At 63.7% G+C, this 22,527-nt stretch carries 23 protein-coding genes; 14 read left to right on the forward strand and 9 right to left on the reverse strand.

From position 1 onward, the window contains the following. The 3 genes from AC1DWF_RS18980 to AC1DWF_RS18990 form a co-directional block, all read left to right on the forward strand. Positions 1-933, forward strand: a 933-nt coding sequence (locus AC1DWF_RS18980) for an FAD-dependent oxidoreductase (protein ID WP_476841933.1), incomplete at its 5' end; no start/stop codon positions are given. 55 nt (positions 934-988) lie between these two features. Continuing rightward, complete coding sequence (locus AC1DWF_RS18985; protein WP_476781630.1) at positions 989-1,777, forward strand: alpha/beta fold hydrolase; 789 nt, start codon at positions 989-991, stop codon at positions 1,775-1,777. Between the two features lie 9 nt (positions 1,778-1,786). Next, the gene (locus AC1DWF_RS18990) at positions 1,787-2,656 is read left to right on the forward strand and encodes an alpha/beta hydrolase (RefSeq protein WP_476841934.1); all 870 of its coding nucleotides are present in this window, start codon (positions 1,787-1,789) and stop codon (positions 2,654-2,656) included. Here AC1DWF_RS18990 and AC1DWF_RS18995 read toward each other — a convergent pair. Next, positions 2,653-3,564, reverse strand: coding sequence for a LysR family transcriptional regulator (locus tag AC1DWF_RS18995; protein WP_476781632.1), 912 nt, complete (start codon positions 3,562-3,564; stop codon positions 2,653-2,655). The genes AC1DWF_RS18990 and AC1DWF_RS18995 overlap by 4 nt on opposite strands. Before the next feature lie 279 nt (positions 3,565-3,843). Here AC1DWF_RS18995 and AC1DWF_RS19000 point away from each other — a divergent pair, with 279 nt between their 5' ends. The 10 genes from AC1DWF_RS19000 (at position 3,844) to AC1DWF_RS19045 (ending at position 13,294) form a co-directional block, all read left to right on the forward strand. After that, complete coding sequence (locus tag AC1DWF_RS19000; RefSeq protein ID WP_476841935.1) at positions 3,844-4,803, forward strand: dihydrodipicolinate synthase family protein; 960 nt, start codon at positions 3,844-3,846, stop codon at positions 4,801-4,803. 45 nt (positions 4,804-4,848) lie between these two features. Beyond that, positions 4,849-5,400 (forward strand): 3-hydroxyanthranilate 3,4-dioxygenase, encoded by a 552-nt coding sequence (locus tag AC1DWF_RS19005; RefSeq protein ID WP_476781634.1) that lies wholly within the window; start codon positions 4,849-4,851, stop codon positions 5,398-5,400. 13 nt (positions 5,401-5,413) lie between these two features. Continuing rightward, positions 5,414-6,379 (forward strand): MBL fold metallo-hydrolase, encoded by a 966-nt coding sequence (locus AC1DWF_RS19010; protein ID WP_476781635.1) that lies wholly within the window; start codon positions 5,414-5,416, stop codon positions 6,377-6,379. Positions 6,380-6,405: 26 nt separating this feature from the next. Continuing rightward, complete coding sequence (locus tag AC1DWF_RS19015) at positions 6,406-7,569, forward strand: ABC transporter substrate-binding protein (protein ID WP_476841936.1); 1,164 nt, start codon at positions 6,406-6,408, stop codon at positions 7,567-7,569. 79 nt (positions 7,570-7,648) lie between these two features. Next, positions 7,649-8,563, forward strand: coding sequence for a branched-chain amino acid ABC transporter permease (locus AC1DWF_RS19020; protein WP_476781637.1), 915 nt, complete (start codon positions 7,649-7,651; stop codon positions 8,561-8,563). A gap of 19 nt (positions 8,564-8,582) precedes the next feature. Beyond that, positions 8,583-9,566, forward strand: a complete 984-nt coding sequence (locus AC1DWF_RS19025; protein WP_476781638.1) for a branched-chain amino acid ABC transporter permease — start codon at positions 8,583-8,585, stop codon at positions 9,564-9,566. Beyond that, positions 9,563-10,321 carry an ABC transporter ATP-binding protein gene (locus AC1DWF_RS19030; RefSeq protein ID WP_476781639.1) on the forward strand — a complete coding sequence of 253 codons (759 nt, stop codon included), beginning with the start codon at positions 9,563-9,565 and terminating at the stop codon, positions 10,319-10,321. Before AC1DWF_RS19025 ends, AC1DWF_RS19030 begins: the two co-directional genes overlap by 4 nt. Continuing rightward, positions 10,315-11,016 (forward strand): ABC transporter ATP-binding protein, encoded by a 702-nt coding sequence (locus tag AC1DWF_RS19035; RefSeq protein WP_476781640.1) that lies wholly within the window; start codon positions 10,315-10,317, stop codon positions 11,014-11,016. Before AC1DWF_RS19030 ends, AC1DWF_RS19035 begins: the two co-directional genes overlap by 7 nt. Positions 11,017-11,032: 16 nt before the next feature. Continuing rightward, positions 11,033-11,830, forward strand: a complete 798-nt coding sequence (locus tag AC1DWF_RS19040; RefSeq protein WP_476841937.1) for an aspartate dehydrogenase — start codon at positions 11,033-11,035, stop codon at positions 11,828-11,830. A 24-nt stretch (positions 11,831-11,854) separates the two neighbouring features. Beyond that, positions 11,855-13,294: an NAD-dependent succinate-semialdehyde dehydrogenase gene (locus AC1DWF_RS19045; RefSeq protein WP_476781642.1), complete on the forward strand. Its 1,440-nt coding sequence runs from the start codon at positions 11,855-11,857 to the stop codon at positions 13,292-13,294. A 60-nt stretch (positions 13,295-13,354) separates the two neighbouring features. Here AC1DWF_RS19045 and AC1DWF_RS19050 read toward each other — a convergent pair whose 3' ends face one another. The 8 genes from AC1DWF_RS19050 to AC1DWF_RS19085 all read right to left on the reverse strand — a co-directional run bounded on the left by AC1DWF_RS19050 (position 13,355) and on the right by AC1DWF_RS19085 (position 21,587). Further along, a complete protein-coding gene (locus AC1DWF_RS19050) occupies positions 13,355-14,131 on the reverse strand; it encodes an L-fucose dehydrogenase (protein WP_476781643.1) in 777 nt (258 codons plus the stop codon). A 5-nt stretch (positions 14,132-14,136) separates the two neighbouring features. Further along, positions 14,137-15,414 carry an L-fuconate dehydratase gene (locus AC1DWF_RS19055; protein WP_476781644.1) on the reverse strand — a complete coding sequence of 426 codons (1,278 nt, stop codon included), beginning with the start codon at positions 15,412-15,414 and terminating at the stop codon, positions 14,137-14,139. 18 nt (positions 15,415-15,432) lie between these two features. After that, on the reverse strand, positions 15,433-16,287 hold the full coding sequence (locus AC1DWF_RS19060; RefSeq protein ID WP_476781645.1) for a fumarylacetoacetate hydrolase family protein: 855 nt from the start codon (positions 16,285-16,287) through the stop codon (positions 15,433-15,435). Positions 16,288-16,350: 63 nt separating this feature from the next. Continuing rightward, complete coding sequence (locus tag AC1DWF_RS19065) at positions 16,351-17,298, reverse strand: substrate-binding domain-containing protein (protein WP_476781646.1); 948 nt, start codon at positions 17,296-17,298, stop codon at positions 16,351-16,353. Between the two features lie 101 nt (positions 17,299-17,399). Continuing rightward, positions 17,400-18,395: an ABC transporter permease gene (locus AC1DWF_RS19070; RefSeq protein ID WP_476841938.1), complete on the reverse strand. Its 996-nt coding sequence runs from the start codon at positions 18,393-18,395 to the stop codon at positions 17,400-17,402. Continuing rightward, positions 18,392-19,942 carry a sugar ABC transporter ATP-binding protein gene (locus AC1DWF_RS19075; RefSeq protein ID WP_476781648.1) on the reverse strand — a complete coding sequence of 517 codons (1,551 nt, stop codon included), beginning with the start codon at positions 19,940-19,942 and terminating at the stop codon, positions 18,392-18,394. Before AC1DWF_RS19075 ends, AC1DWF_RS19070 begins: the two co-directional genes overlap by 4 nt. Beyond that, positions 19,939-20,823, reverse strand: a complete 885-nt coding sequence (locus AC1DWF_RS19080; RefSeq protein ID WP_476781649.1) for an amidohydrolase family protein — start codon at positions 20,821-20,823, stop codon at positions 19,939-19,941. The genes AC1DWF_RS19075 and AC1DWF_RS19080 overlap by 4 nt, the downstream gene beginning before the upstream one ends. A 14-nt stretch (positions 20,824-20,837) precedes the next feature. Beyond that, positions 20,838-21,587 carry an SDR family oxidoreductase gene (locus AC1DWF_RS19085; protein ID WP_476781650.1) on the reverse strand — a complete coding sequence of 250 codons (750 nt, stop codon included), beginning with the start codon at positions 21,585-21,587 and terminating at the stop codon, positions 20,838-20,840. A gap of 116 nt (positions 21,588-21,703) precedes the next feature. Between AC1DWF_RS19085 and AC1DWF_RS19090 the strand changes: the two genes are divergently transcribed. After that, positions 21,704-22,486 (forward strand): IclR family transcriptional regulator, encoded by a 783-nt coding sequence (locus AC1DWF_RS19090; protein WP_476841939.1) that lies wholly within the window; start codon positions 21,704-21,706, stop codon positions 22,484-22,486. Positions 22,487-22,527 lie beyond the last annotated feature (41 nt).

Here is a 22,527-nt window from a genome sequence, read left to right on the forward strand (position 1 = left end):
GGTCCGCAGTTCCACACCCGCGACCACGACAACACGACCATGGAAGAAATTCCGATCAACGGTTCGGGTGATGCGAAGCTGATCACCATCCTGCGCGAGACGCTGATCAATTCGCTGGTCGATACCTGCCGCAGGAGCGGCGTCGAGATTCTCACCAATTCGGAAGCCGTGGGCGCGACAGCTGAGGGCGAGCTGCTGCTCGCTGATGGTTCGAAGCGCAGTGCCGACCTGATCGTTGGTGCCGACGGCATCAACTCAAAGGTCCGGGATTCGCTCGACCTGATGATGTACCGCAAGCATCTCGGCTACGGCGCTATCCGCATGCTGATTTCGCGCGACGACGGCGACGTGCCGGCGGAAGACCGCGAGCGCTACATCGAATATTTCACAGGCACGCGCCGCATCCTCTATACGCCGGCGAGCGCCACCGATCTCTATGTCGCCCTGTGCTGCGCGGCCGACGATGCGGCTGCATTGAAAGTACCGGCCGACCGCAAGCTCTGGACGCAATCCTTTCCGCATCTTGCCAATCTCGTTGCACGTTTCGGCGACGCCGGCCGCTGGGATGCCTTCGAGGTGGTCAAGCTCAAGCAGTGGAGCAAGGGACGCGTGGCGATCCTCGGCGATGCTGCGCATGCCATGCCGCCTTATCTCGGGCAGGGCGGTGGTTGTGCCCTGATGAATGGTCTGGGCCTTGCCGCAGCCATCGACGAAGGAAACGACGTCGCCCAGTCGCTGGCCGATTGGGAAGCGCGGGAACGCCCGATGACCGAGCACACGCAGGATACGGCCGAGCGGCTTGGCGACATGAATTTCTGGCCCGACGACGTTCGCTCGCAGGTCTTGAAGATCACCGGCAAAAGCCGCGAGATTGGCGCCGAGCGCATGAAGACGGCGCGCCACGCCCCGACAGCGACCAAAGCCCTGGCATGAACCCACTGACATCAAGGAAGCCTTGAGCTTGCCTTCAGAATTTCGGAGTCCGCACATGAAATCCATCGAGATCGGCGCCAACACTCTTTCCTATGACGATGCCGGCGAAGGTCCGGTGCTGCTGCTTTTGTCGGGCTGGTGCCAGGATCACCGCCTGTTCAAGACGCTGGTGCCTGAACTCGCCAAGACGAACCGCGTCATCCGCCTGGACTGGCGTGGCCATGGCGAACACCGTGAGCATGATGGCGACTTCACCACCAGCGAGCAGGCCGACGATGTGGTCGCCTTCCTCGACAAGATGGACATCGACACCGTAGTGCCGGTTTCGACCTCGCATGGCGGCTGGGCCAACATCGAGATCACCGACCGGCTCGGTGTGGCGCGCGTTCCGCGCTCGGTGGTGATCGACTGGATCCAGACGACGCCCGATGAGGCGTTCTTCTCGATGATCGACCACATCCAGGATCGCACCAACTGGGAAAACGGCCGCGGCGACTTCTTCAACTACTGGATCGGCGACACCGACAACCAGGACATCATCGGCCACGTCAATGACGAGATGGCCAAGTACAGCTTCGAGATGTGGGCGCGCTCGGGCCGTGAAATCGCCAGGGCCTATCGCAAATGGGGCAACCCGATGCAGCGCATGGCGGCACTGAAGGAAAAGCGCCCGATCACCCACATCTATTCGCAGCCCTTCGAGGCGGAATATGCGCAGGCGCAGCTCGACTTCGCGGCGAAAAACGACTGGTACAAGCCCAACAAGCTGCCTGGAAAAACACACTTCCCGACGCTGGAGCAGCCCAAGGTCATGGCCGAGACCATCCGCGCCTTCGTGAAGTAGGAGTTTTGCATGAGCGTGCTTGCCGACGAAGCCAACTGGCCGCGAGAGATCATCGACCGCGACTACGGCGCGCGTGCTTCGGTCGCCCCTGAGGTGTTCGACGCCGAGATGCGCAATTATCGTGGCCGCTCGGAAGAAATGCGTCCTCACGCCTCGCATCTTGAGGTCGTCTACGATGCCGAAAGTGGCCAGACCATCGACATCTACGGCGCGGGCGAAGGCCTGCGTCCGGTGTTCGTGTTCATTCATGGCGGCTATTGGCGCATGCTGTCCAAGCACGATTCCGCCTTCATGGCCGGAATGCTGGCGCGCCATGGCATCGCCACCGCCGTCGTCGACTACAKGCTCGCTCCCGCGGTGACGCTGGACGAGATCGTGCGCGAGGTTCGCGCGGCAATCGCCTTCCTGGCCAAGAATGGACGCGCTTACGGCATCGACCCTGACCGCATCTATGTTGGGGGAAGTTCGGCTGGCGGGCATTTGACTGGGGCAGTGCTGAGCGGCGGCTGGCACCAGCAATTCGGCGTACCCGAAAACGTCATCAAGGGAGCGATGCCGATCAGCGGCCTGTTCCATCTGGCGCCGATCGCCAAGTCGTTCGTCCAGGATTGGTTGTCGCTGGATGCTTCCGCGGTGGAGCGGCTGAGCCCGGCGGCAAACATTCCGGCGGTGGGTTGCCCGATCATTGTCGCTTATGCCGATGGTGACCCGGCCGGTTTCAGGCGCCAGTCGTGCGAATATGACCGGCTCTGGCGCGAGGCGGGCTTTGCCTCGCAACTGATCGAGATTGCCGGCCGCAACCATTTCGACGTGCTGCTCGATCTCGCCTCCGACGATACGGTTCTGTCCAAGGCGCTGGTCAAGTTGATCAAGGGTTAGCTGGTTTCGCGCGGCGTCAGCTGCTGGGCGTAGCGCCTTACGACTGCGGCGAAGGCCGAGACGGCCGGCGAGATCGAACGGCCGGTGGCGTGGATCATCACCACTTCGCGCGAGATGTTGGGCTCGATCAGTGGCTTGCCGACGACCTTGCGGTAGCGGGCGGCGGCAAGCGCATAGGTCGGCAGCACGGCGACGCCAAGCCCGGCCTCGACGAGGGCGATTGCGGTCGTGATCTGCGTCACCTCATAGACCGGCTTCAGGGCAAGTTCCGCCGTTTCGAAGCCGACCTCGACCAGAAGCCGGATGCCGCTGTCGCGGGTCAGCGTGATCATGGGCTGGTCCTCCAATTCACGCCATGGCACCGAAACGGCGCCGTTGAACGGGCTGCGCTGGTCGCAAAACAGCATCAGGCTGTCGCGCACCAGAGGCAGGCGCTCGATGCCTTCTTCGGCCGGGGAGAAGGTGCCCAAGCCGCAATCGGCCTTGCCGCTCCTGACGCTTTCGACGATCTGCTCGGTGCCGACGTCGGCGAGCTGGACCGCAATGCCGGGATAGCGCTTCTGGAAGTCGGCGATGGCCTGCGGCAGCACGACAGCGGCGAGCAAGGGCGGGGCGGCGATGCGCAGGCGCCCGCGCCGGCGTTCCGCCAGTTCGTGGACGCCTTCGACCGCATGCTCCAGTTCCTCCAGCACCTTGGCGGCGGAGTGGCGGAATTCGCGCCCGGCGTCGGTCAGTTCGACGCGCCGCGTCGTGCGGTCGAACAGGCGCACGGCGAGTTCCGCTTCGAGATCCTTGATCGATTGCGAAAGTGCCGGCTGCGCGGTGTTCAGCCGTTCGGCGGCACGCGAAAAATTGCCGAGATCGGCGACGGCGAGGAAGCTCTCGATCTGCTTGATGGTGATTTTCATGAGACTTCCCGATCTATTGGAATTTCGTCTCAATTAATAGCATGAATGATGATTGTCTTATAGATGGCGTCGGTGTTTTCTGAGCTGGGAGCAAGGCTTGCACTTCAGTGTGGGCGTGGAGGATTTCTTGAACGTGAGGGGCGTAATCAGCGACGCAACGAATGGCCGGATGGACCACAATGTCCGCCGGTGCGCGCGATCTTCAAATGCCTCTCAATGCACGAAATTCTGGCTCGCCGTGCTCGGCAACGCGGGAGGCGATATTCAGGTGGATGACCTATGAAATATAGCAAAAAAGACGCCAAGGCCTATTCGCGGGCAACGATGAAGGGGATCTGGGCCGCCGGCCTGATGCCGTTCAAGCAGGACCTCGCCATCGATGAGGACGGCTTCCGCGGCAATATCGATCACTGGATCGAAGATCTCAAGATCGACGGCTTCTTCATTGCCGGCAAGCAGGGCGAGTTCTTCTCGATGTCGATCGACGAGCGCAAGCGCAGCTTCGACCTTGCCGTCGATGCCTGTGCCGGCCGTGCCCAGACCATCATGTCTTGCTCCGACCAGAACATGGACGTGGTCATCGACCTCGCCAAGCACGCGCAGAAGTGCGGTGCCGACTACGTCGTGGTGCATGCACCGGTGCTGCATTTCTTCAAGCAGCAGGACGAAACGCTGCTCAACTATTACCGCACCATCGCCGACAAGGTGGATATCGGCATAGCACTGTGGAGCCACCCCGATAGCGGCTATCTGATGAGCCCTGGGCTTTGCAACAAGCTCGCCGATATCGAAAACGTCGTCGCCATCAAGTACTCGGTGCCACGCCCGATGTACAAGGAACTGAATGCGCTCGCCGGCGACCGCATCCTGGTCAGCACGGCCTCGGAAGAGGAATGGCTGGACAACATCCTCGAGCTCGACTGGCAGCTGTATCTCTGCTCGTCGCCGMCCTACCTGATCCAGACCAAGCACGATACACGCATGCGCCAGTACACGGACCTTGCCTTTGCCGGCAAAGCGGAAGAAGCGCGGCGCATTCGCGACAGCCTCGACCCGGTGCGAGCTGCCCTCAAGGACACGCGCCCGGCCGAAAAGCCGCATTCGCACCAGAAATACTGGCAGGAACTGCTTGGCCAGACCGGCGGCAGGGTTCGCCCGCCATTGCTCGAACTCACCGAGGACGAGAAGCGCGTTACCCGCGCCGCTTTCGACAATTGTGGCCTCAAGACCACGGCCTGACCCACACCACCGACGCGCCCGCGCCGCCCAACCGGAGGAATGACCATGACCAGACGCCTCGCAGCGTTCAACTTCTCGAAATGGATCGACGAGCATCAGCATCTGCTCAAGCCGCCGGTCGGCAACCAGCTGGTGTTCAAGGATGCCGACCTGATGGTGACGGTCGTCGGCGGCCCGAACAGTCGCTGCGACTACCATGACGACCCGGTCGAGGAGTTCTTCTACCAGCTCAAGGGCGACATGCTGCTGAAGCTGCACGATACCACGACCGGCGAGTTCTATGACGTGCCGATCCGCGAGGGCGAGGTGTTCCTGCTGCCCGCCCACATGCGCCATTCGCCTCAGCGCCCACAAGAAGGCTCGATCGGCCTCGTCATCGAATCGCCCCGCCCTGAAGGCGCGCTCGACGCCATCGAATGGTATTGCTTCGAATGCAGCACCCGGGTGCACCGCGCCGAGGTCGATCTGGAATCGATCGTCGATGACCTGCCGCCGATCTACAAGGCTTTCTACGAAGACGAAAAAGCCCGCACCTGCCCGAACTGCGGCACTCTCCATCCCGGTAAGGAACCGCCGGCCGGCTGGGTCAAGCTCTGAGGCTGGTGAACCCATGAAGGTCGTCAGGCGACATTTTCCGGAACTCGGCATCGAACTGGAGCGGCTTGAAGCCGGTCGGGTCGCGGTGACCTGTATTCCCGACATGGCCAATGTGGCCTGGCAAGCCAAGGCGATCTTTGGCGGGCTTTCGCGCGACGATCTTGAGCTTGCCGCTGAGCGTTCGCCTGCCGGCACGGTCGACCCCGTAGGCGAGACGGTGGCGCTGAGCTTCAACTGCTATGTCATCGAAACGCCCGAATATGTCGCGCTGATCGATGGCGGCATCGGCGATGGCAAGGAGCGGCCGCACCGGCCGGCCTGGCATCGCCGCGAAACCAAATTCCTCGAGACGCTGAAGGCCATTGGCATCGCGCCCGAAGATGTCGATATCGTCATCAACACGCATCTGCACGCCGACCATGTCGGCTGGAACACCAGGCGGGAAGGCGAAACCTGGCGGCCGACCTTTCCCAATGCCCGCTATGTCGTATCTGAGGTCGAGCTCGGCCACTGGATAGCTGTCCACGAGGCTGAGCCGCAGGGCTACACATTGCACGGCGCCTTCGCAGATAGCGTGTTGCCTATTATTCGCAGCGTCGGCTTCGAGGCTGTCGCTTCAGATGCCGAGGTCGTGCCGGGCCTCACGCTGCGCCCAGCACCTGGCCATTCGCCGGGTATGGTGGTGGTGTCTCTGGCAACAGGGGAGGGCGAGGTGCTGTTTCTCGCCGACGCCGTGCATCACCCGCTGCAGCTCGGCGACGACAGCATCGTCTGCAATTTCTGCGAGGACCCCAAGCAGGCGCGCACGACGCGCATCGCGCTGCTCGCTGATGCGGCGGCAGCCAATACGGTGCTTGCGCCTTACCATTTTCCCGCTCCTGTCTTCGGCCGGCTTGAGGCGGATGCGGCTTCTTTCAGGTTTTGTCCTCTCGAAATCGAGACGACAGCTAAGCCGGCAAACAACAACGCGCGCCCATAAGACGCCACCCAGAGGAGAACTGAGCCATGAATTTCAGACGTATGTTGCTTGCAGCTTCCGTCGCTGCCTTGGCGGCACTGCCGGCCTTCGCCGCCGATCCCGTCAAGATCGGCATGATCACCACGCTTTCGGGGCCGGCCGGCTATCTCGGCCRGGATATCCGCGACGGCTTCATGCTCGCCTTGGAAGATGGCAAGCTCGGCGGCGTGCCCGTCGAATTGGTCGTCGAGGATGATGGCCTCAAGCCTGGCCAAGGCAAGCAGATCGCCGAACGCTTCCTCAGCGAAAACGGCATCAAGCTGTTCACCGGCATCGTCTTCTCCAACGTCGCCGGCGCAACCATCCCCGACATCGTCGATAGCGGGGCCTTCTACGTCAGCCCCAATGCCGCGCCCTCGAACCTGGCCGGCAAGGAGTGCAACGAAAACTACTTCGTCGTCTCCTGGCAGAACGACTCGCTGCATGAAAGCGCTGGCCAGAACGCCACCAATCTCGGCTACAAGAAGGCCTTCGTGCTGGCGCCCAACTACCAGGCCGGCAAGGACGCGATCGCCGGTTTCAAGCGTTATTTCAAGGGCGAGATCGCGGGCGAGATCTATACCCGCCTCGACCAGACCGATTTTGCGGCGGAACTCGCCCAGGTGCGCGCGGCCAAGCCTGACGTAGTCTTCCAGTTTCATCCCGGCGGCCTCGGCATCACCTTCCTGCGCCAGTACGAGCAGTCGGGCCTGATGAAGGAAATCCCGATGGTCGTGGCCGAACCGTCGATGGACGGCGTGACGCTCGCCGCCGTCGGCGATGCGGCTATCGGCCTGAACGTCTCCAGCCACTGGAACTCGGACTTCGACAACGCGGCCAACAAGAAGTTCATGGACGCCTGGAACAAGACCTACAACCGTCCGGTGACCTACTATGCCAGCCAGGGTTATGACGCGGCCCTCGCTTACGCTTCGGCGCTGAAGGCGACCGGCGGCAATATCGACGACGCCGACGCGTTCCGTACAGCACTGCGCAAGGCGGACTTCGAGTCAGTGCGCGGCAAGTTCGCCTTCGGGCCAAACCAGCATCCGGTGCAGAACTGGTACGCGCTGAAGGTCGAAAAGGGCGCCGACGGCAAGCCGGTGCTGAAGACTGTCGGCGAGGTCTTCAAGGACCATGGCGACGCCTACGCCGCCGACTGCAAGATGTAATCTCGGCCCGATCGATGCTGCGGGCGGCACAACTGCCGCTCGCCACCTTTCCCCATTTTCCCAATCGAAGCGATAGGCGATGACGCTCTTCCTCGAACAGATGCTCAATGGCGTGCAATTCGGCGTCATGCTTTTCCTGCTGGCGGCCGGCCTGACGCTGATCTTCGGCATCATGGGCGTCATCAACCTGGCGCATGGCTCGATCTATATGATCGGGGCTTATGCCGGCACGTGGGTGGCGGCTGAAACCGGCTCGTTCTGGCTCGGCATTCCGGCGGCCCTTGCGGCTGCTGCCGTCACCGGTGCTGCAATTGAATTCCTGGTCGTGCGGCGGCTTTATGGGCGTGACCATCTCGACCAGGTGCTGGCGACCTTCGGCCTGATCCTGATCTTCAACCAGACCATCACCATCCTGTTCGGACGCCAGCCTCTGTTCGTGTCGATGCCGGCCTTGCTCGACGGTTCGGTCGAACTGCTGCCGGGGCTGGTCTATCCGATCTACCGGCTGGCGATCATCGCCGTTGGCCTGCTGGTGGCACTCGGGCTCTACCTTCTGATCAACAAGACGCGCATCGGCATGCTGGTCCGCGCCGGCTCGACCAACCGCGAGATGGTGCGCGCGCTCGGCGTCGACATCCGGTTGCTCTACACGCTGGTGTTCGGCCTGGGGGCGCTGCTTGCCGGCCTCGCCGGCTTCATGGCCGGCCCGATCCTTGCGGTGCAGGTCGGCATGGGCGAGCAGATCCTGATCACCACCTTCGTCGTGGTGGTGATCGGTGGCGTCGGCTCGATCCGGGGTGCCTTCTTCGCCAGCCTCATCCTCGGCATCGTCGACACCGGCCTGCGCGCCTATCTGCCTGGCCTTCTGCGCCAGGTCATGGTCGGGCCGGATGCGGACGCGCTCGGCGCCGGCATCTCGTCGATGGGCATCTATCTGCTGATGGCGATCGTGCTTCTCATAAGGCCCAAGGGCCTGTTCATCCGAAATTCCTGAACTAGGCGCTGACTGGCCCATGGAAAAATCACTCAAGCGACCTGCCTTGCTTGCCGGCGTGCTGATTGCGCTGATCGCATTGCCGACGGTCGCCGACGCAACCGGCTATGCCGCGCTGACGTCGCTGGCGACACGCGTGCTGATCTACGGCATTGCCGCCGCGAGCCTCAACTTCGTGCTCGGCTATGGCGGCATGGTGAGCTTCGGCCACGCCGCCTTCTTCGGCATCGGCGGTTATGTCGTCGGCATTCTCTACCAGCACTATACGCTGGGCGAGCCGCTGTTCGGCCTCATTCCCGGCACCAACCAGCTCCTGATCACCATTCCGGTGGCGCTGGTCGTCTCCGGCATCATGGCGGCGCTCATCGGCGCGCTGTCGCTGCGCACCGGCGGCGTGCAGTTCATCATGATCACGCTGGCCTTCGCGCAGATGCTGTTTTTCCTGTTTGTCTCGCTGAAAACCTATGGCGGCGACGATGGCCTGATCATCCGCCGCGCCAATGAGCTGCCCGGGCTCAACATGCGCGACAAGCAGACTGTCTATTATGTCTGCCTGGCGATCACGGCACTGTTCTTTTTCATCCTCTGGCGCATCGTCAATTCGCGCTTCGGTAACGTCATCGTCGGTCTGCGCCAGAGCGAAAAGCGCATGGCGGCGATCGGCCTTCCCGCCTATCGCTACAAGCTGATGGCCTTCGTCATCTCCGGCATGGGCTGCGGCCTTGCCGGCGCGCTGATGGCCAATTTCCTGCGCTATGCCAGCCCCGACATGATGCACTGGACCAAGTCGGGCGAGCTGATGGTCATGGTCATCCTGGGCGGCGTCGGCACGTTGTTTGGCCCGCTGCTCGGTGCCGCCGTGTTCATCGTGCTTGAATCCATCCTCGCATCGTGGACGGAGAACTGGCAGCTGGGCCTTGGACTGATCCTGCTGTTTGTCGTGCTCTACACCCAAGGCGGCGTCCAGGCGCTTGGTGCCCGTATGCTCGGGAGGCGCGCATGACCACTCCTGTCCTCAACGTCCAGGGCATGGTCAAGCGCTTCGGCGGCCTGCTTGCCACCGACCATGTCGATTTGACCGTGAAGCCCGGCGAGATCCACGCTTTGATCGGCCCCAACGGTGCCGGCAAGACGACGCTGATCTCGCAGCTGATGGGCGAGCTCAAGCAGAACGAAGGCACCATCGAACTCGACGGCCAGCCGATCACCACCTTGCCGACCGCCAAGCGTGTGTCGATGGGGCTGGCGCGAACCTTCCAGATCACCTGCCTGCTGCCCGACTATACGGTGCTCGACAATGTCGCCATCGCCGTCCAGGTGCGGCAGGGCCACAGCTTCCGCTTCTGGGGCAATGTCAGGCATGAGGCCGAGCTGCGTGAAGATGCGCGTAGCTACCTCGCAGGTGCCGGCCTTACAGAGCGTGCCGACGAGTTGGTCGCGAACCTGTCGCATGGCGAGCAGAAGCAGCTCGAACTGGCGGTGGCGCTCGCCACCAAGCCGCGCCTGCTCTTGCTCGACGAGCCGATGGCCGGACTCGGCCATCTCGAAAGCCAGCAGATGATCGAGATGCTGCGCGGCCTCAAGAACCAGGTCTCGATGCTGCTTGTCGAGCACGACATGGAGGCGGTGTTCGCGCTCGCCGACCGCGTCTCGGTGCTGGTCTATGGCCGCATCATCGCCACCGGTTCGGTCGACGAAATCAGGGACAATCCGGAGGTCCGCACGGCCTATCTGGGCGAGGGAGACGAGCTATGCTGAGCGTCGCCAAATTGCAGTCGGCCTATGGGCGGAGCCAGGTGCTTTTCGACGTCGCGCTGGAGATCGGCGACGGCGAGGTGGTGACGCTGCTCGGCCGCAACGGCATGGGCAAGACAACCACGGTCAAGTCGATCATGGGCCTGCTCAAGCCGCTGTCAGGCGAGATCAGCTTCGCCGGTCGCGATGTCCGCGGTGCCATGCCCGAGACGGTGGCGCGGCTTGGCGTCGGTCTGGTGCCCGAGGGACGCCAGGCGTTTTCGACGCTGACGGTGCGCGAAAACCTCGTTGCCACCGCCGCCAATCGCCTCGGCCGCAAGAATGCCTGGACGCTTGAACGCGTCTACGCGCTGTTTCCGCGCTTGCGCGAGCGAGCCGGCCAGGCAGCGGGCACGCTGTCGGGCGGCGAACAGCAGATGCTGGTCGTCGGCCGCGCGCTGATGACCAATCCCAAGCTGCTCATCCTTGATGAAGCGACCGAGGGCTTGGCGCCGGTGATCCGTGCCGAGATCTGGGCTTGCATCGAGGCCCTGAAGGCGGAGGGGCAGTCGATCCTGTTGATCGACAAGAACCTCAACGTGCTGAAGCGGCTCGCCGATCGCCACTACATCTTGGAAAAGGGCCGGACCGTCTGGTCGGGTACCGGTGAAGACCTGACCCGCAACGCCGAATTGGTGCAGCGCTATGTCGGCCTCTGAGAAGCGGCAACRCCGGTTGCGCATCTGTTTCGTCGGCTGGGGCGCGATTGCCAGCCGCGTTGGCGAACTGCTTGCCGAACGCGAATCTGATGGCGTCGAGATTGTTGCGATCGCCGTCCGCGACGGTGGACGAGAGCGCCAAGGCTTGCCCAAAGGTGCCCGACTGATCTCCGGGCCGGAAGAGCTTGTTGGGCTCGACATCGACATGGTCATCGAGGCGGCCGGACGGCCGGCCGTCGCCATTTGGGGCGAGGCGGCGCTGCGCCATGCTGCAAGCTTTGTCGTCTCCTCGACGAGCGCCTTTTGCGACGACGCACTCTACCAGCGGCTGCTTGCCGTGGCGCGCGAGACGGGGAGCCGTATCGTCATGCCTTCGGGCGCGCTCGGCGATCTCGGCGCGCTGGCCGCAGCCTCGATCCTGCCGATCGACGAGGTGACGCACACCATCGTCAAGCCGCCACTGGCTTGGCAGGGCACCAAGGCGAGTGAGCTTGTCGATCTCGACAAGCTCATGGAGCGCACCGCGTTTTTTACCGGCACGGCGCGTCAGGCGGCCAACGCGTTCCCGCAGAATGCCAATGTGGCCGTCATTTCCGCTTTGTCGGGTATCGGTCTCGACCGCACGCGCATTGTGCTGGTGGCCGACCCGGCAGCCAAGCGCAACGTCCACGAGGTCAGCGCCTCAGGCGCCTTTGGCCGGCTTGATCTGCGCCTTGAAAACGAAGCGCTCAAGAACAATCCGAAATCATCCGAGATGACCGCGCTCAGCCTTGTCAGGCTTATCGAAAACCAGCTTGCCCCCCTTGCGCACTAGCCGCCAGGGACAATGGAGACTCTCATGACGAACACCTATCCCGACCTCAAGCTTTACATCGGCGGCTCCTGGCGCAAGACGGTCGACACCCAGCCTGTGCTCAATCCGGCCGACGAAACCGTTATCGGCGCGGTGCCTGTCGCCACGCGCGCGGACCTCGACGACGCGCTCGATGCCGCGGCGAAAGGCTTCAACGTGTGGCGCAGGACCTCGCCGGCGAAGCGCGCCGAGGTCATCCTCAAGGCATCCCAGCTGATGCGCGAGCGCATCGACGAGATCGCCTATGCGATCACCCTGGAGCACGGCAAGCCGCTCGCCCAGGCCCGTCTCGAGGTCATTCGCGGCTGCGAATTCTTCGAATGGGACGCCGCCGAGGGCCAGCGCACCTATGGCCGCGTCATTCCGAGCGAGCCGGGGATCAAATACATCGTGCACCACCAGCCCATAGGCACGGTCGCGGCGTTTTCGCCGTGGAATTTTCCGATGAGCCAGCCGTCGCGCAAGATCGCCGGCGCGCTTGCCGCCGGATGCTCGATCATCCTGAAAGCCGCCGAGGAAACACCTGCCGGCGCCTTCCACATTGCGCGTGCGTTCCACGATGCGGGCCTGCCCGCAGGCGTCTTCAACCTCGTCTTCGGCGTGCCTGCGGAGATTTCGGGCTATCTCATCCCGCAGAGCCAGGTCCGTCTGGTCGCCTTCACCGGTTCGACGGCCGTCGGCAAGCACCTGACCGAGATGGCGGCGCGCCACATGACGCCAGTGCTGATGGAACTCGGCGGGCATGCGCCCGTGATCGTCTGCGACGACGTCGATCCGGTCGCTGCCGCGATCGCATCGGCGGTGCGCAAGGCGCGCAATTCCGGGCAGGTCTGCACCTCGCCGACGCGCTTTTACGTGCAGGAGCGTATCTATGACGCCTTCACCAAGGCGTTCGCCGAGACGGCCCGCGCCATCACGGTCGGCAACGGCCTGGAAGCGGCAACCCAGATGGGGCCGGTGGCCAACCATCGCCGAATCGAAGCGCTGGAAGCCCTGACGGCGGACGCGCGCGCCAAGGGCGCCCGCGTGCTGACGGGCGGCGAGCGGCTCGGCAATCGCGGCTATTTCTTCCCCGTCACCACGATCGCCGACCTTCCTGATGACGCGCGCGCCATGCACGAAGAGCCGTTCGGCCCGATGGCGCTGATCAATCCCGTCGGTTCGGTCGAAGAGGCCATCGAAAAGGCCAACGCGCTGCCCTTCGGCCTGGCGGCCTACGCCTTCACGCACTCGGCCCGCACCGCCGACCAGCTTGCGGACGGGATCGAGGCGGGCAATGTCTCGATCAACACGCTGGAGGCGTCTGTTCCCGAAACACCGTTCGGTGGCGTGAAAGAAAGCGGTTACGGCCGTGAGGGCGGCCTCGAAGGGCTGGCGCAGTACACCGTCATCAAGAATGTGTCGCACCGCATGACGATTGCCTGACGCAGGCGGGCAAAGTGGCCGGTGCCCGGCAGGGCATCGGGGGTTCCAACACCGTTCCGGTCAATCCAGCGCGCGGTCGAGGTGGGTGTAGCCGCCGTCGACGAACAGCCACTGCCCTGTGGTGTGGCTGGCGCGGTCCGACAGCAGGAAGATGATGGTGTCGGCTATTTCTTCGGCCGTTGTCATCCTTTGGCCGAGTGGAATGCGCCTGGTGATCTCGGCGAGGCGCGCTTCGGGATCGTCGAAGGTCTTGAGCCACTTCTCGTAGAGCGGCGTCATCACCTCGGCGGGGATGACAGCGTTGACGCGGACACCGTCGCCGCGCAACGCTGCCGCCCACTCGCGCGTCAGCGAAAGCTGCGCGCCCTTGGCGGCGGTGTAGCCGCTGGTGTTGCCCTGGCCGGTCAGCGCGGTCTTGGAGGAGACGTTGACGATCGAACCGCGCGCCGTCTTGAGCCAGGGCAGGCAGTGATGGGCGGTCGTGTAGTAGTGGATCAAGTTGCGTTCGAGCGACTCGCGGAAGGCTTCCGGGCCGGCTTCGAGGCCGATGCCGTCATTGATGCCGGCATTGTTGACCAGCCCGTCGATGCAGCCGAAAGTCTGCGCCACATCCTTCACTGCCGCCTCGATTTCCGAGTCGTGCATCAGCTCGACCTGGATGAATTTTGCACGTGGCGAAAGCTTGCGGAGCTGGGCGCTGAAGTCTTCGGCCAGCGGGCTGCGGCCGAAAACGACAGGAATTGCACCCTCGGCGGCAAGGCCAAGCGTGACAGCGCCGCCGATACCCGCGCCACCGCCAGTGACGATGATCACCTTGTCCTTCAGCCCGAGATCCATCCCTGTCAGCCCTTGAATTGGAAGTCTTCGAGCGTCGCCGGCTTCATCTCGATCGAGAAGCCTGGCGCCATTGGCGGCATGTAGGCGGCGTTGCGGACGATGCAGGGTTCCTTGAAGTGTTCGTGCAGGTGGTCGACATATTCGACGACGCGGCCCTCGCGGGTGCCGGCGATGCAGATATAGTCGATCATCGACAAATGCTGGACGTATTCGCACAGGCCGACGCCGCCGGCATGYGGGCAGACCAGCAGATCATACTTCGCCGCCATCAGCAGCACGGCGAGGATCTCATTGACACCGCCGAGACGGCAGGAGTCGATCTGCACCACGTCGATGGCACCGCGCATGATGAACTGCTTGAACATGATGCGGTTCTGGCACATCTCGCCGGTGGCGACCTGAACCGGGGCCACGCCCTCGCGGATCTTGCGGTGGCCCTCGACGTCGTCGGGATTTGTCGGCTCCTCGATGAACCACGGCTTGGCGAAGGCGAGGTCGCGCACCCAGTCGATGGCCTGATCGACTTCCCATACCTGGTTGGCGTCGATCATCAGCTGGCGATCCGGCCCCAGCACCTCGCGGGCGATACGCAGACGCCTGATGTCGTCGGCCTTGTCGCGGCCGACCTTGAGCTTGACGTGGTTGAAGCCGGCATCGACCGCCTCCTGGCACAGACGGCGCAGCTTCTCGTCTTCATAACCGAGCCAGCCGGCCGATGTGGTGTAGCAGGGGTAGCCCTCGCGCTCGAGGATGGCGATGCGCTCGGCCTTGCCGGGTGCCTTCTCGCGCAGCATGGCGAGCGCTTCGTCGGACGTGATGCAGTCGGTGATGTAGCGGAAGTCGATGCAGCGCACGAGTTCTTCCGGAGACATGTCGGCGACCAGCTTCCACACCGGCTTGCCCACCATCTTGGCCCAGATGTCCCACACGGCATTGACGACAGCGCCGGTTGCGAGGTGGATCGCGCCCTTGTCGGGCCCGATCCAGCGCAACTGACTGTCCGATGTGACATGGCGCCAGAAGGCGCCCATGTCTGCTGCAACCTTGTCCATGTCCAGCCCGACGACGAGATGGCGCATCGCCTCGATCGCCGCGCAGCAGATCTCGTTGCCACGGCCGATGGTGAAGGTCAGGCCGTGACCCTCGATGCCGGGGGCGTCGGTTTCCAGGATGACATAGGCCGCCGAATAATCGGGGTCCGGGTTCATCGCGTCGGAACCGTCGAGATGCTGCGAGGTCGGGAAGCGCAGGTCGAGCACCCGCATGTCGATGATGCTGGTCATGGTTGGGTCCCTAATGGTTCAGGCGGCGACGACGCGCTGCCGCTGGGTGCCGAGGCCTTCGATGCCGAGATGCATGGTCTGGCCGGCCTTGAGATAGATGGGCGGCTTCTGGCCGAGGCCAACGCCGGGCGGTGTGCCGGTGGAGATGACATCGCCTGACTGCAGGCTCATGAAGCGGCTGAGATAAGCAACGATCTGCTGGACGGTGAAGATCATGGTCTTGGTCGAGCCGTCCTGGAAACGCTTGCCGTCGACGTCGAGCCAGAGTTTGAGCGACTGCGGGTCGGCGATCTCGTCGGCGGTGACCATCCACGGGCCGGTCGGGCCGAAGGTGTCGCAACCCTTGCCCTTGTCCCAGGTGCCGCCGCGCTCGATCTGGTATTCGCGCTCGGACACGTCGTTGATGACGCAATAGCCGGCGACGTGGGACATGGCGTCGGCCTCGTCGATGTAGCGGCCGGGCTTGCCGATGACGACACCGAGTTCGACCTCCCAGTCGGTCTTGAGGGAGCCGCGCGGGATTTCGACGTCGTCGTCGGGACCGACGATGGCCGACGTCCACTTGTTGAAGACGATGGGTTCTGCGGGGATCGCGGCGCCCGTTTCGGCGGCGTGGTCGGCATAGTTAAGGCCGATGCAGATGAATTTTCCGATGCGGCCAACGCATGCACCAAGACGAAGGTCTTCCTGGGGCGTGCCGGCGACGAGCGGCAGCGTCTGGGGATCGATCCCGCGCAGGCGGGCAAGGCCTTCGGGCGTCAGCACATCTGCGGCGATGTCGTCGACAATGCCCGAGAGGTCGCGGACGCGGCCGGATGCGTCGAGGATGCCGGGCTTTTCGTTGCCCTTGGGGCCGTAGCGGAGCAGTTTCATTGAAATCACCTTGTTTGGAAGAAGCCGGAGGCGGCGAACCGCCTCCGGGTGGTTTGGACAGGATCAGTCGTACAGGACGGCTGCGATCTCAGGCTTATCGATGTTGGTCTTGTCGTAGTAGTAGAAGCCGGTGTCGATGTTCTTTTCGACCGCTTCGCCCTTGGCTGCCTTGACCGCTGCTTCGACGGTCTTATAGCCGATGCCGACCGGGTTCTGGGTGATGGCGCCGGCCATCTCGCCATCACGGATCGCCTGCTTCTGCTGGGCGCCGGAGTCGTAGCCGATGATCACCAGCTTGCGGCCCAGTTCCTTGGCGCCGTTGATGACGCCGATGGCCGAGCCTTCATTGGCGCCGAACATGCCCTTGATATCGGGGTTGGCCTGCAGGATCGCCTTGGTGATCTCGGTCGACTTGAGGTGATCGCCGTCGCCATATTCGATGGCGACGATTTCTACCTTCGGATGGGCTTCCTTCATGCGGTTGACGAAGCCGTCGCGACGGTCGATGCCGGTGCGGCTGGTCTGGTCATGCACGACCAATGCCACCTTGCCTTCGTCGCCGATGAGCTCGGCCATCTTGTCGGCGGCAAGGGCTGCGGCGGCGATGTTGTTGGTCGAGGCGGTGGCGACTGGGATGTCGCCTTCGACGCCGGAGTCGAATGCGACAACCGGGATCTTGGCGTCCTTGGCCTGCTGCAGCAACGGCAGGGCCGCCTGGCTGTCGAGGGCGGCGAAACCGATCGCCGCCGGCTTCTTGGCAAGCGCCGCGGCCAGCATGTCGATCTGGCGGTCGACCTGGGTTTCGGAATCCGGGCCTTCGAAGGTGACGGTGACGCCGAGATCGGTGGCGGCCTTGTCGGCACCCGCCTTCACGGCCTGCCAGAACTGGTGCTGGAAGCCCTTGGAGATCAGCGGGATGTACATCTTGTCCTGGGCCATTGCCATGGTCGAGCCGTAGCCGAGGATTGTCATGGCGCTGATGGCGCCGAGCATTGTGCGTCTGGTGAACATGTTTCCTCCGATTGAACTTTGGTTGATTGTTGCTGGTGGAGCGCTTTCGCTCTCTTCTTGGTGTTGGCGCAGGGCGATGCTCTGCGCGAAGCAAGCCTTCCTCAAAGCCTGCGGCGCCGCAGAATGTCGGTGTAGACGGCGAGAATGATGATCGAGCCGGTGACCACGGTCTGCCACTCCTGGGCGACCGAAAGGATGCGCAGCCCGTTGGCGAGCACTGAGATGATGAGTGCGCCGATCAGCGTGCCGATGATGGTGCCGCGGCCACCCGAGAGCGAGGTGCCGCCGATGACCACAGCTGCGATGGCGTCGAGCTCGTAACCCTGGCCGAGCGCGGGCTGGGCCGAGTTGAGGCGCGAGGCGATCAGCAGGCCGGCGACGCCGCAGATGCTGCCGGCGAGCGCATAGACGGCGATCTTCCAGCGGTCGGTGTTGACGCCCGAAAGGCGCACAGCCTCTTCGTTTGAGYCGAGCGCGAAGGTGAAACGGCCGAGGATTGTGCGCTCGAGAATGAAGCTCGTGGCAATCGCCACCAGGAACAGGATCAAAACGCCGTTGGGGATAGGCAGGCCGGGGATGACGGTGCCGATCAGCGAGCCCTGCGAGATCTGGGTGAAGCCGGGCGTGTTGTTGAAATAGATCGGCCGCGTGCCCGAGATGACAAGCGACAGGCCCTTGAGGATCAGCATCATGCCGAGCGTGGCGATGAAGGGCGGGATCTTGAGCTTGGCAACGAAGGTGCCCGAGAGGGTGCCGCTGGCGGCGCCAGCGAGGATGGCCGCCAAGACGCCAAGGCCGAGCGGCATGCCCCAGAAGGTCAGCACCACGCCTGCGATGACCGCGCAGAAGGTCATCAGCGTGCCTACCGACAGGTCGATGCCGCCTGTGATGATGACCAAGGTCGCTGCAATCGCCAGCACGCCATTGACCGACGTCGCCTGCAGGATGGCGATGATGTTGGAGGTCTGCATGAAGTTGGGCGAGGCGAGGCTGAAGACGAGGATCAGCGCGATCAGGCTGGCAAAGGCCAGAAGCCGGTGCGCGCCGGAGAATTTCGAGCCGATCGAGATCGCCCCAGTGGATGCGGTCGCACTCATTTGGCCTCTCCCTTTGCCGGCTTACTTTGTTTGTTGTTGTTCTGGTTGGCGGTATCGCCGCGCAGCGTGGCAAGGTGCATGATCTCTTCCTGGCTGGCGCCGCCAGGCAGGATGCCGGTCAGCCGTCCCTCGCACATGACGGCAATGCGATGGCTGAGCCTCAACACCTCGGGCAGTTCGGACGAAATGACGATGATGGCGCGGCCCTGCTGGGCCAGCGCGTTCAGCAGCTTGTAGATTTCGTTCTTGGCGCCGACATCGATGCCGCGCGTCGGCTCGTCGAAGATCAGCACCTCGCAATCGCGCAACAGCCATTTAGCGATGACGATCTTCTGCTGGTTGCCGCCGGAGAGCAGGCGCACTTCCTGCTTGTCTGACGGGGTCTTGATCGCGAGCTGGTCGATGTAGCGGCTGGCAGCATCGTGCATCGCGGCCTCCTTCAGCAGGCCGCCGGGACCGGTGAAGCGGCGCAGGCTCGCCAGCACGACGTTGTTGCGCACGTCCATGCCGGTTGCGAGGCCGAAATGCTTGCGGTCCTCGGAGAGGTAGCCGATGCCGGCGCGCACGGCGTCCTGCGGCTTGCGGATGTCGACCCTGCTGCCGTGCATGAAGATGTCGCCACTGTCGCGCCGGTCGGCGCCGAAGATGGCGCGTGCGACCTCGGTGCGGCCCGCCCCCATCAGCCCGGCAAAACCGAGTATTTCGCCCTTGCGGACGGAGAAACTGACGTCGCGGATGACCACGCCGCGATTGAGGTTGTTGACCGCGAGCACGACCTCGGAGTTCGCATGGTCGGGCACGTCAGGGCGCTCGTCGGTGAGGGCGCGGCCGACCATCATCGAGATGATCTTTTCCACCGGCGTCGTTTCGGCGGGCACGGTGCCGATATATTCGCCGTCGCGCATGACGGTCACGCGGTCGGCGATGCGCTTCAGCTCGTCCATCTTGTGCGAGATGTAGACGATGCCGACGTCCTCGGCCTTGAGCCGGGCGATGATGGCGAACAGCTCGGCGATCTCGGCGTCGTTCAAGGCGGCGGTCGGCTCGTCCATGATCAGCACGCGCGACCGGTAGGACAGCGCCTTGGCGATCTCGACCATCTGCTGGCGGGCGATGGTCAATCCACCGACGAGCGTGTGTGGATCGAGCTTCAAATGCATGCTGGCGAAGATTTCGGCGGCCTGGGCGTTGAGTTTTGCCTCATCGAGCAGCAGGCCGGCGGCCTTGCGCGGCTCGCGGCCGATGAACATGTTCTGCGCCGCTGTCAGATGCGGCATCAGGTTGAGTTCCTGATGGATGATGCCGATGCCGAGGTCCTGCGCCTGGCGCGGCGAGTTGATCTCGACCGGCTTGCCGTCGAGCAGGATTTCGCCGGCGTCGCGCCGGTAGATGCCGGCGAGGATCTTCATCATCGTCGACTTACCGGCGCCATTTTCGCCCATCAGCGCATGCACTTCGCCGGAGCGCAGTTCGAGCTGGGCGTTGTGCAGCGCGCGGACGCCTGGGAACGACTTTTCGATGTCCTTCATGACGACGAGCGCGTTCATGCGCGGCCTCCTTCAAGGCCGTAGAAGCGCTTGGCTGTGGCCGAGAGGATCTGCTCCCGTTCGTTCGCGCTGAGACCTTCCAGTAAAAGCTCGGTGACCTCGATCCAGAAGCCGAAGCTCGTAGCCAAGGTCACAACCGGCCAGTCCGAGCCCCAGACAATGCGGCGCGGCCCGAACCAGGCCAGCAGCTTCTCGACTGTCGGCCGGAGTGTCGCGACGGCTTTTTCCGGTGTGGAACGGCGGTCGGCGGGCAGTTCGGTGAGCAGGCCGGAAAGCTTGCAATGCACCTGCGGGTGCCGGGCGAGCGCTGCCATGCCTGTCTCCCACATGGCGTGGCGCGGATCGCTGGCTTCAGCCGCAAATGCCGGCTTGGCGGCGTGATCGATGATGACTGCCAGCTCGGGGTTCGCCTCGATGAAACGTTTCAGCCCTGCGAGTTGTTGCGGCATGACCAGCGCATCGAAACGCAGGCCAAGCCGCTTCAGCGCGGCAATGGCTTCCGGGTGCGGGCGGGTGGCGATCCAGTCGGGATCGTCGAGATCCTGCAGCATCGGCCTCACGCCCTTGAGGAGCGGGTTTTTCGCCAGGCGCTCGAGAGAAGCCACGCTCTCGGCCGATGACAGATCAACCCAGCCGACGACGCCGGCGACCGCTTTGTCCTCGCGGCCCTGGGCGAGCAGGAATTCCGTCTCCGCTTCGGTGGGCGCGGCCTGGACCAGGATGCGCTGGCCTATGCCGGCCGTCTCGGCGAGCGGCCGCATCTCGGCTGCGCCGAAGTCGCGATAGATCGGCGCAAGATGAACGGCGTCAGGCGCCAGCCAGCCATAGTCGCCGCGCTGGAGCGTCCAGTAGTGGCAGTGGCCGTCGATCCTTTCGATCATGGCCGCCGCCCCGCCTAGATGGTGACGCCGCCGTCGACCAGGACAGCCTGGCCGGTGACGAAGCGGGATTCATCGGACAAGAGATAGACGACCAGCGGCACGATGTCGTCGACGGTTGCCAGGCGGCCGATCGGCTGGCGGGCGATGAAATCCTTCTCAGCCTGTACAGGGTCGGCGGCAGCGGCGATGCGGCCGCGCAGCGAGGGCGTGTCGACCGTGCCCGGGCAGAGCGCGTTGCAGCGTACGCCGCGGCGGACATAGTCGGCGGCCATGCCCTTGGTGAAGCCGATTACCGCGGCCTTGGTTGCGCCATAGAGCAGGCGGTTGGGGAAGCCTTTGATCGAGGAGGCCATGGACGCCATGTTGAGGATGGCGACGCCACCGGTCTTTTCCGCCTGCTCCAGCATGCCGGGCAAGAAGGCCTTGGTGGTGCGGTACATGCTCTTGACGTTGAGGTCGAAGCTGAAATCCCAGTCTTCGTCACTACAGTCCAAAATGGTGCCGTTGTGCACGAAGCCGGCGCAGTTGAAGAGCCCGTCGAGCGCAGCCTGCTGCTTGGCGAAGGCTGTGACCGCCGCGCCATCGCGGACGTCGAGACGATGGGTCTCGATGCGGCTGCTTTCGGCGGCGAGGGCCGCCAACGCCTGATCGTTGATGTCTGTCGCGATGACATGGGCGCCCTCTTTGGCGCAGGCCAGCGCACTGGCGCGGCCGATGCCTTGGGCGGCGGCGGAAATGAAGATGCGTTTCCCGCTTAGTCGCATAACCGTTGCCCTCCCAGCAAACTGCTTGCGTCTGTCTATATACGAACATACTATTCATAAATGAACCGACCTTGCAACGGGAAATGTGGGGCGGTCGACCGGGAGGATTTCGAGCGATGCCCAAACGGCCAGCCTACGCCGCAAACGACCAGGACAAGGACGAGCGCTACCGGGCGCCGGCGCTCGACAAGGGGCTCGACATACTCGAACTGCTGTCCGAACAGCCGGGCGGGCTTACACGCGCCGAAATCGTCAAGGCGATGTGCCGAGGTCCGAGCGAGGTCTACCGCATGCTGGAACGGCTGGTGGCGCGCGACTATGTCAGCCGCTCACCTGAAGGCGACCGCTACGCCCTGACCATGAAGCTTTTCGTTTTGGCGCACCGGCATCCGCCGGTTCGGCGCCTGGTCGCCCGCGCTCTGCCGCTGATGGACGGTTTTGCCAGCGATGCCGGCCAATCCTGCCATCTGGTGGTTCCGGAAGGCGGGGCAGCACTTGTCGTCGCGCATGCCAGTTGCCCCGGCAATTGGGAGTTCGGCATCAGGATCGGCGCCCATATCGACCTGCTGGCGACGGGGTCGGGTCAGACCCTGCTTGCCTTCCAGGACGAGCACTCCCAGGCGGAAGCGACGATACGCTGGGAAGGAACCAAGCTGGCAATCGCTCGGTCCAAGCTCGAGCCGGTGCTCGAAGGCTACCGCAAGGACGGCCACCGCATCGCCGAAAGCCAGCAGATCAGGGGCRTCGACGACATCTCCGTACCGATCCTGACGCCCGACGGCTATGCGATTGCGGTGCTGACCTGTCCCTATATCCAGCGGCTGGACGACGCCCAGGCCGACATCGACCAGACTCTGGTCCTGCTCAAGGACGTCGCGGCGAAGTTGTCGTTGTCGTAGCGCATTTCCGCCCAGCATGGCGCTGCCCCTCACCCTTACCC

This window comes from Aminobacter sp. P4_D5, assembly GCF_056401815.1.

Excerpts from the sequence above, each read along its gene's own strand:
- AC1DWF_RS18985 (WP_476781630.1), top strand. The coding sequence starts at position 989 with ATGAAATCCATCGAGATCGGCGCCAACACTCTTTCCTATGACGATGCC.
- AC1DWF_RS18995 (WP_476781632.1), bottom strand. The coding sequence starts at position 3,564 with ATGAAAATCACCATCAAGCAGATCGAGAGCTTCCTCGCCGTCGCCGAT.
- AC1DWF_RS19005 (WP_476781634.1), top strand. The coding sequence starts at position 4,849 with ATGACCAGACGCCTCGCAGCGTTCAACTTCTCGAAATGGATCGACGAG.
- AC1DWF_RS19010 (WP_476781635.1), top strand. The coding sequence starts at position 5,414 with ATGAAGGTCGTCAGGCGACATTTTCCGGAACTCGGCATCGAACTGGAG.
- AC1DWF_RS19020 (WP_476781637.1), top strand. The coding sequence starts at position 7,649 with ATGACGCTCTTCCTCGAACAGATGCTCAATGGCGTGCAATTCGGCGTC.
- AC1DWF_RS19025 (WP_476781638.1), top strand. The coding sequence starts at position 8,583 with ATGGAAAAATCACTCAAGCGACCTGCCTTGCTTGCCGGCGTGCTGATT.
- AC1DWF_RS19030 (WP_476781639.1), top strand. The coding sequence starts at position 9,563 with ATGACCACTCCTGTCCTCAACGTCCAGGGCATGGTCAAGCGCTTCGGC.
- AC1DWF_RS19035 (WP_476781640.1), top strand. The coding sequence starts at position 10,315 with ATGCTGAGCGTCGCCAAATTGCAGTCGGCCTATGGGCGGAGCCAGGTG.
- AC1DWF_RS19045 (WP_476781642.1), top strand. The coding sequence starts at position 11,855 with ATGACGAACACCTATCCCGACCTCAAGCTTTACATCGGCGGCTCCTGG.
- AC1DWF_RS19050 (WP_476781643.1), bottom strand. The coding sequence starts at position 14,131 with ATGGATCTCGGGCTGAAGGACAAGGTGATCATCGTCACTGGCGGTGGC.
- AC1DWF_RS19060 (WP_476781645.1), bottom strand. The coding sequence starts at position 16,287 with ATGAAACTGCTCCGCTACGGCCCCAAGGGCAACGAAAAGCCCGGCATC.
- AC1DWF_RS19065 (WP_476781646.1), bottom strand. The coding sequence starts at position 17,298 with ATGTTCACCAGACGCACAATGCTCGGCGCCATCAGCGCCATGACAATC.
- AC1DWF_RS19075 (WP_476781648.1), bottom strand. The coding sequence starts at position 19,942 with ATGAACGCGCTCGTCGTCATGAAGGACATCGAAAAGTCGTTCCCAGGC.
- AC1DWF_RS19080 (WP_476781649.1), bottom strand. The coding sequence starts at position 20,823 with ATGATCGAAAGGATCGACGGCCACTGCCACTACTGGACGCTCCAGCGC.
- AC1DWF_RS19085 (WP_476781650.1), bottom strand. The coding sequence starts at position 21,587 with ATGCGACTAAGCGGGAAACGCATCTTCATTTCCGCCGCCGCCCAAGGC.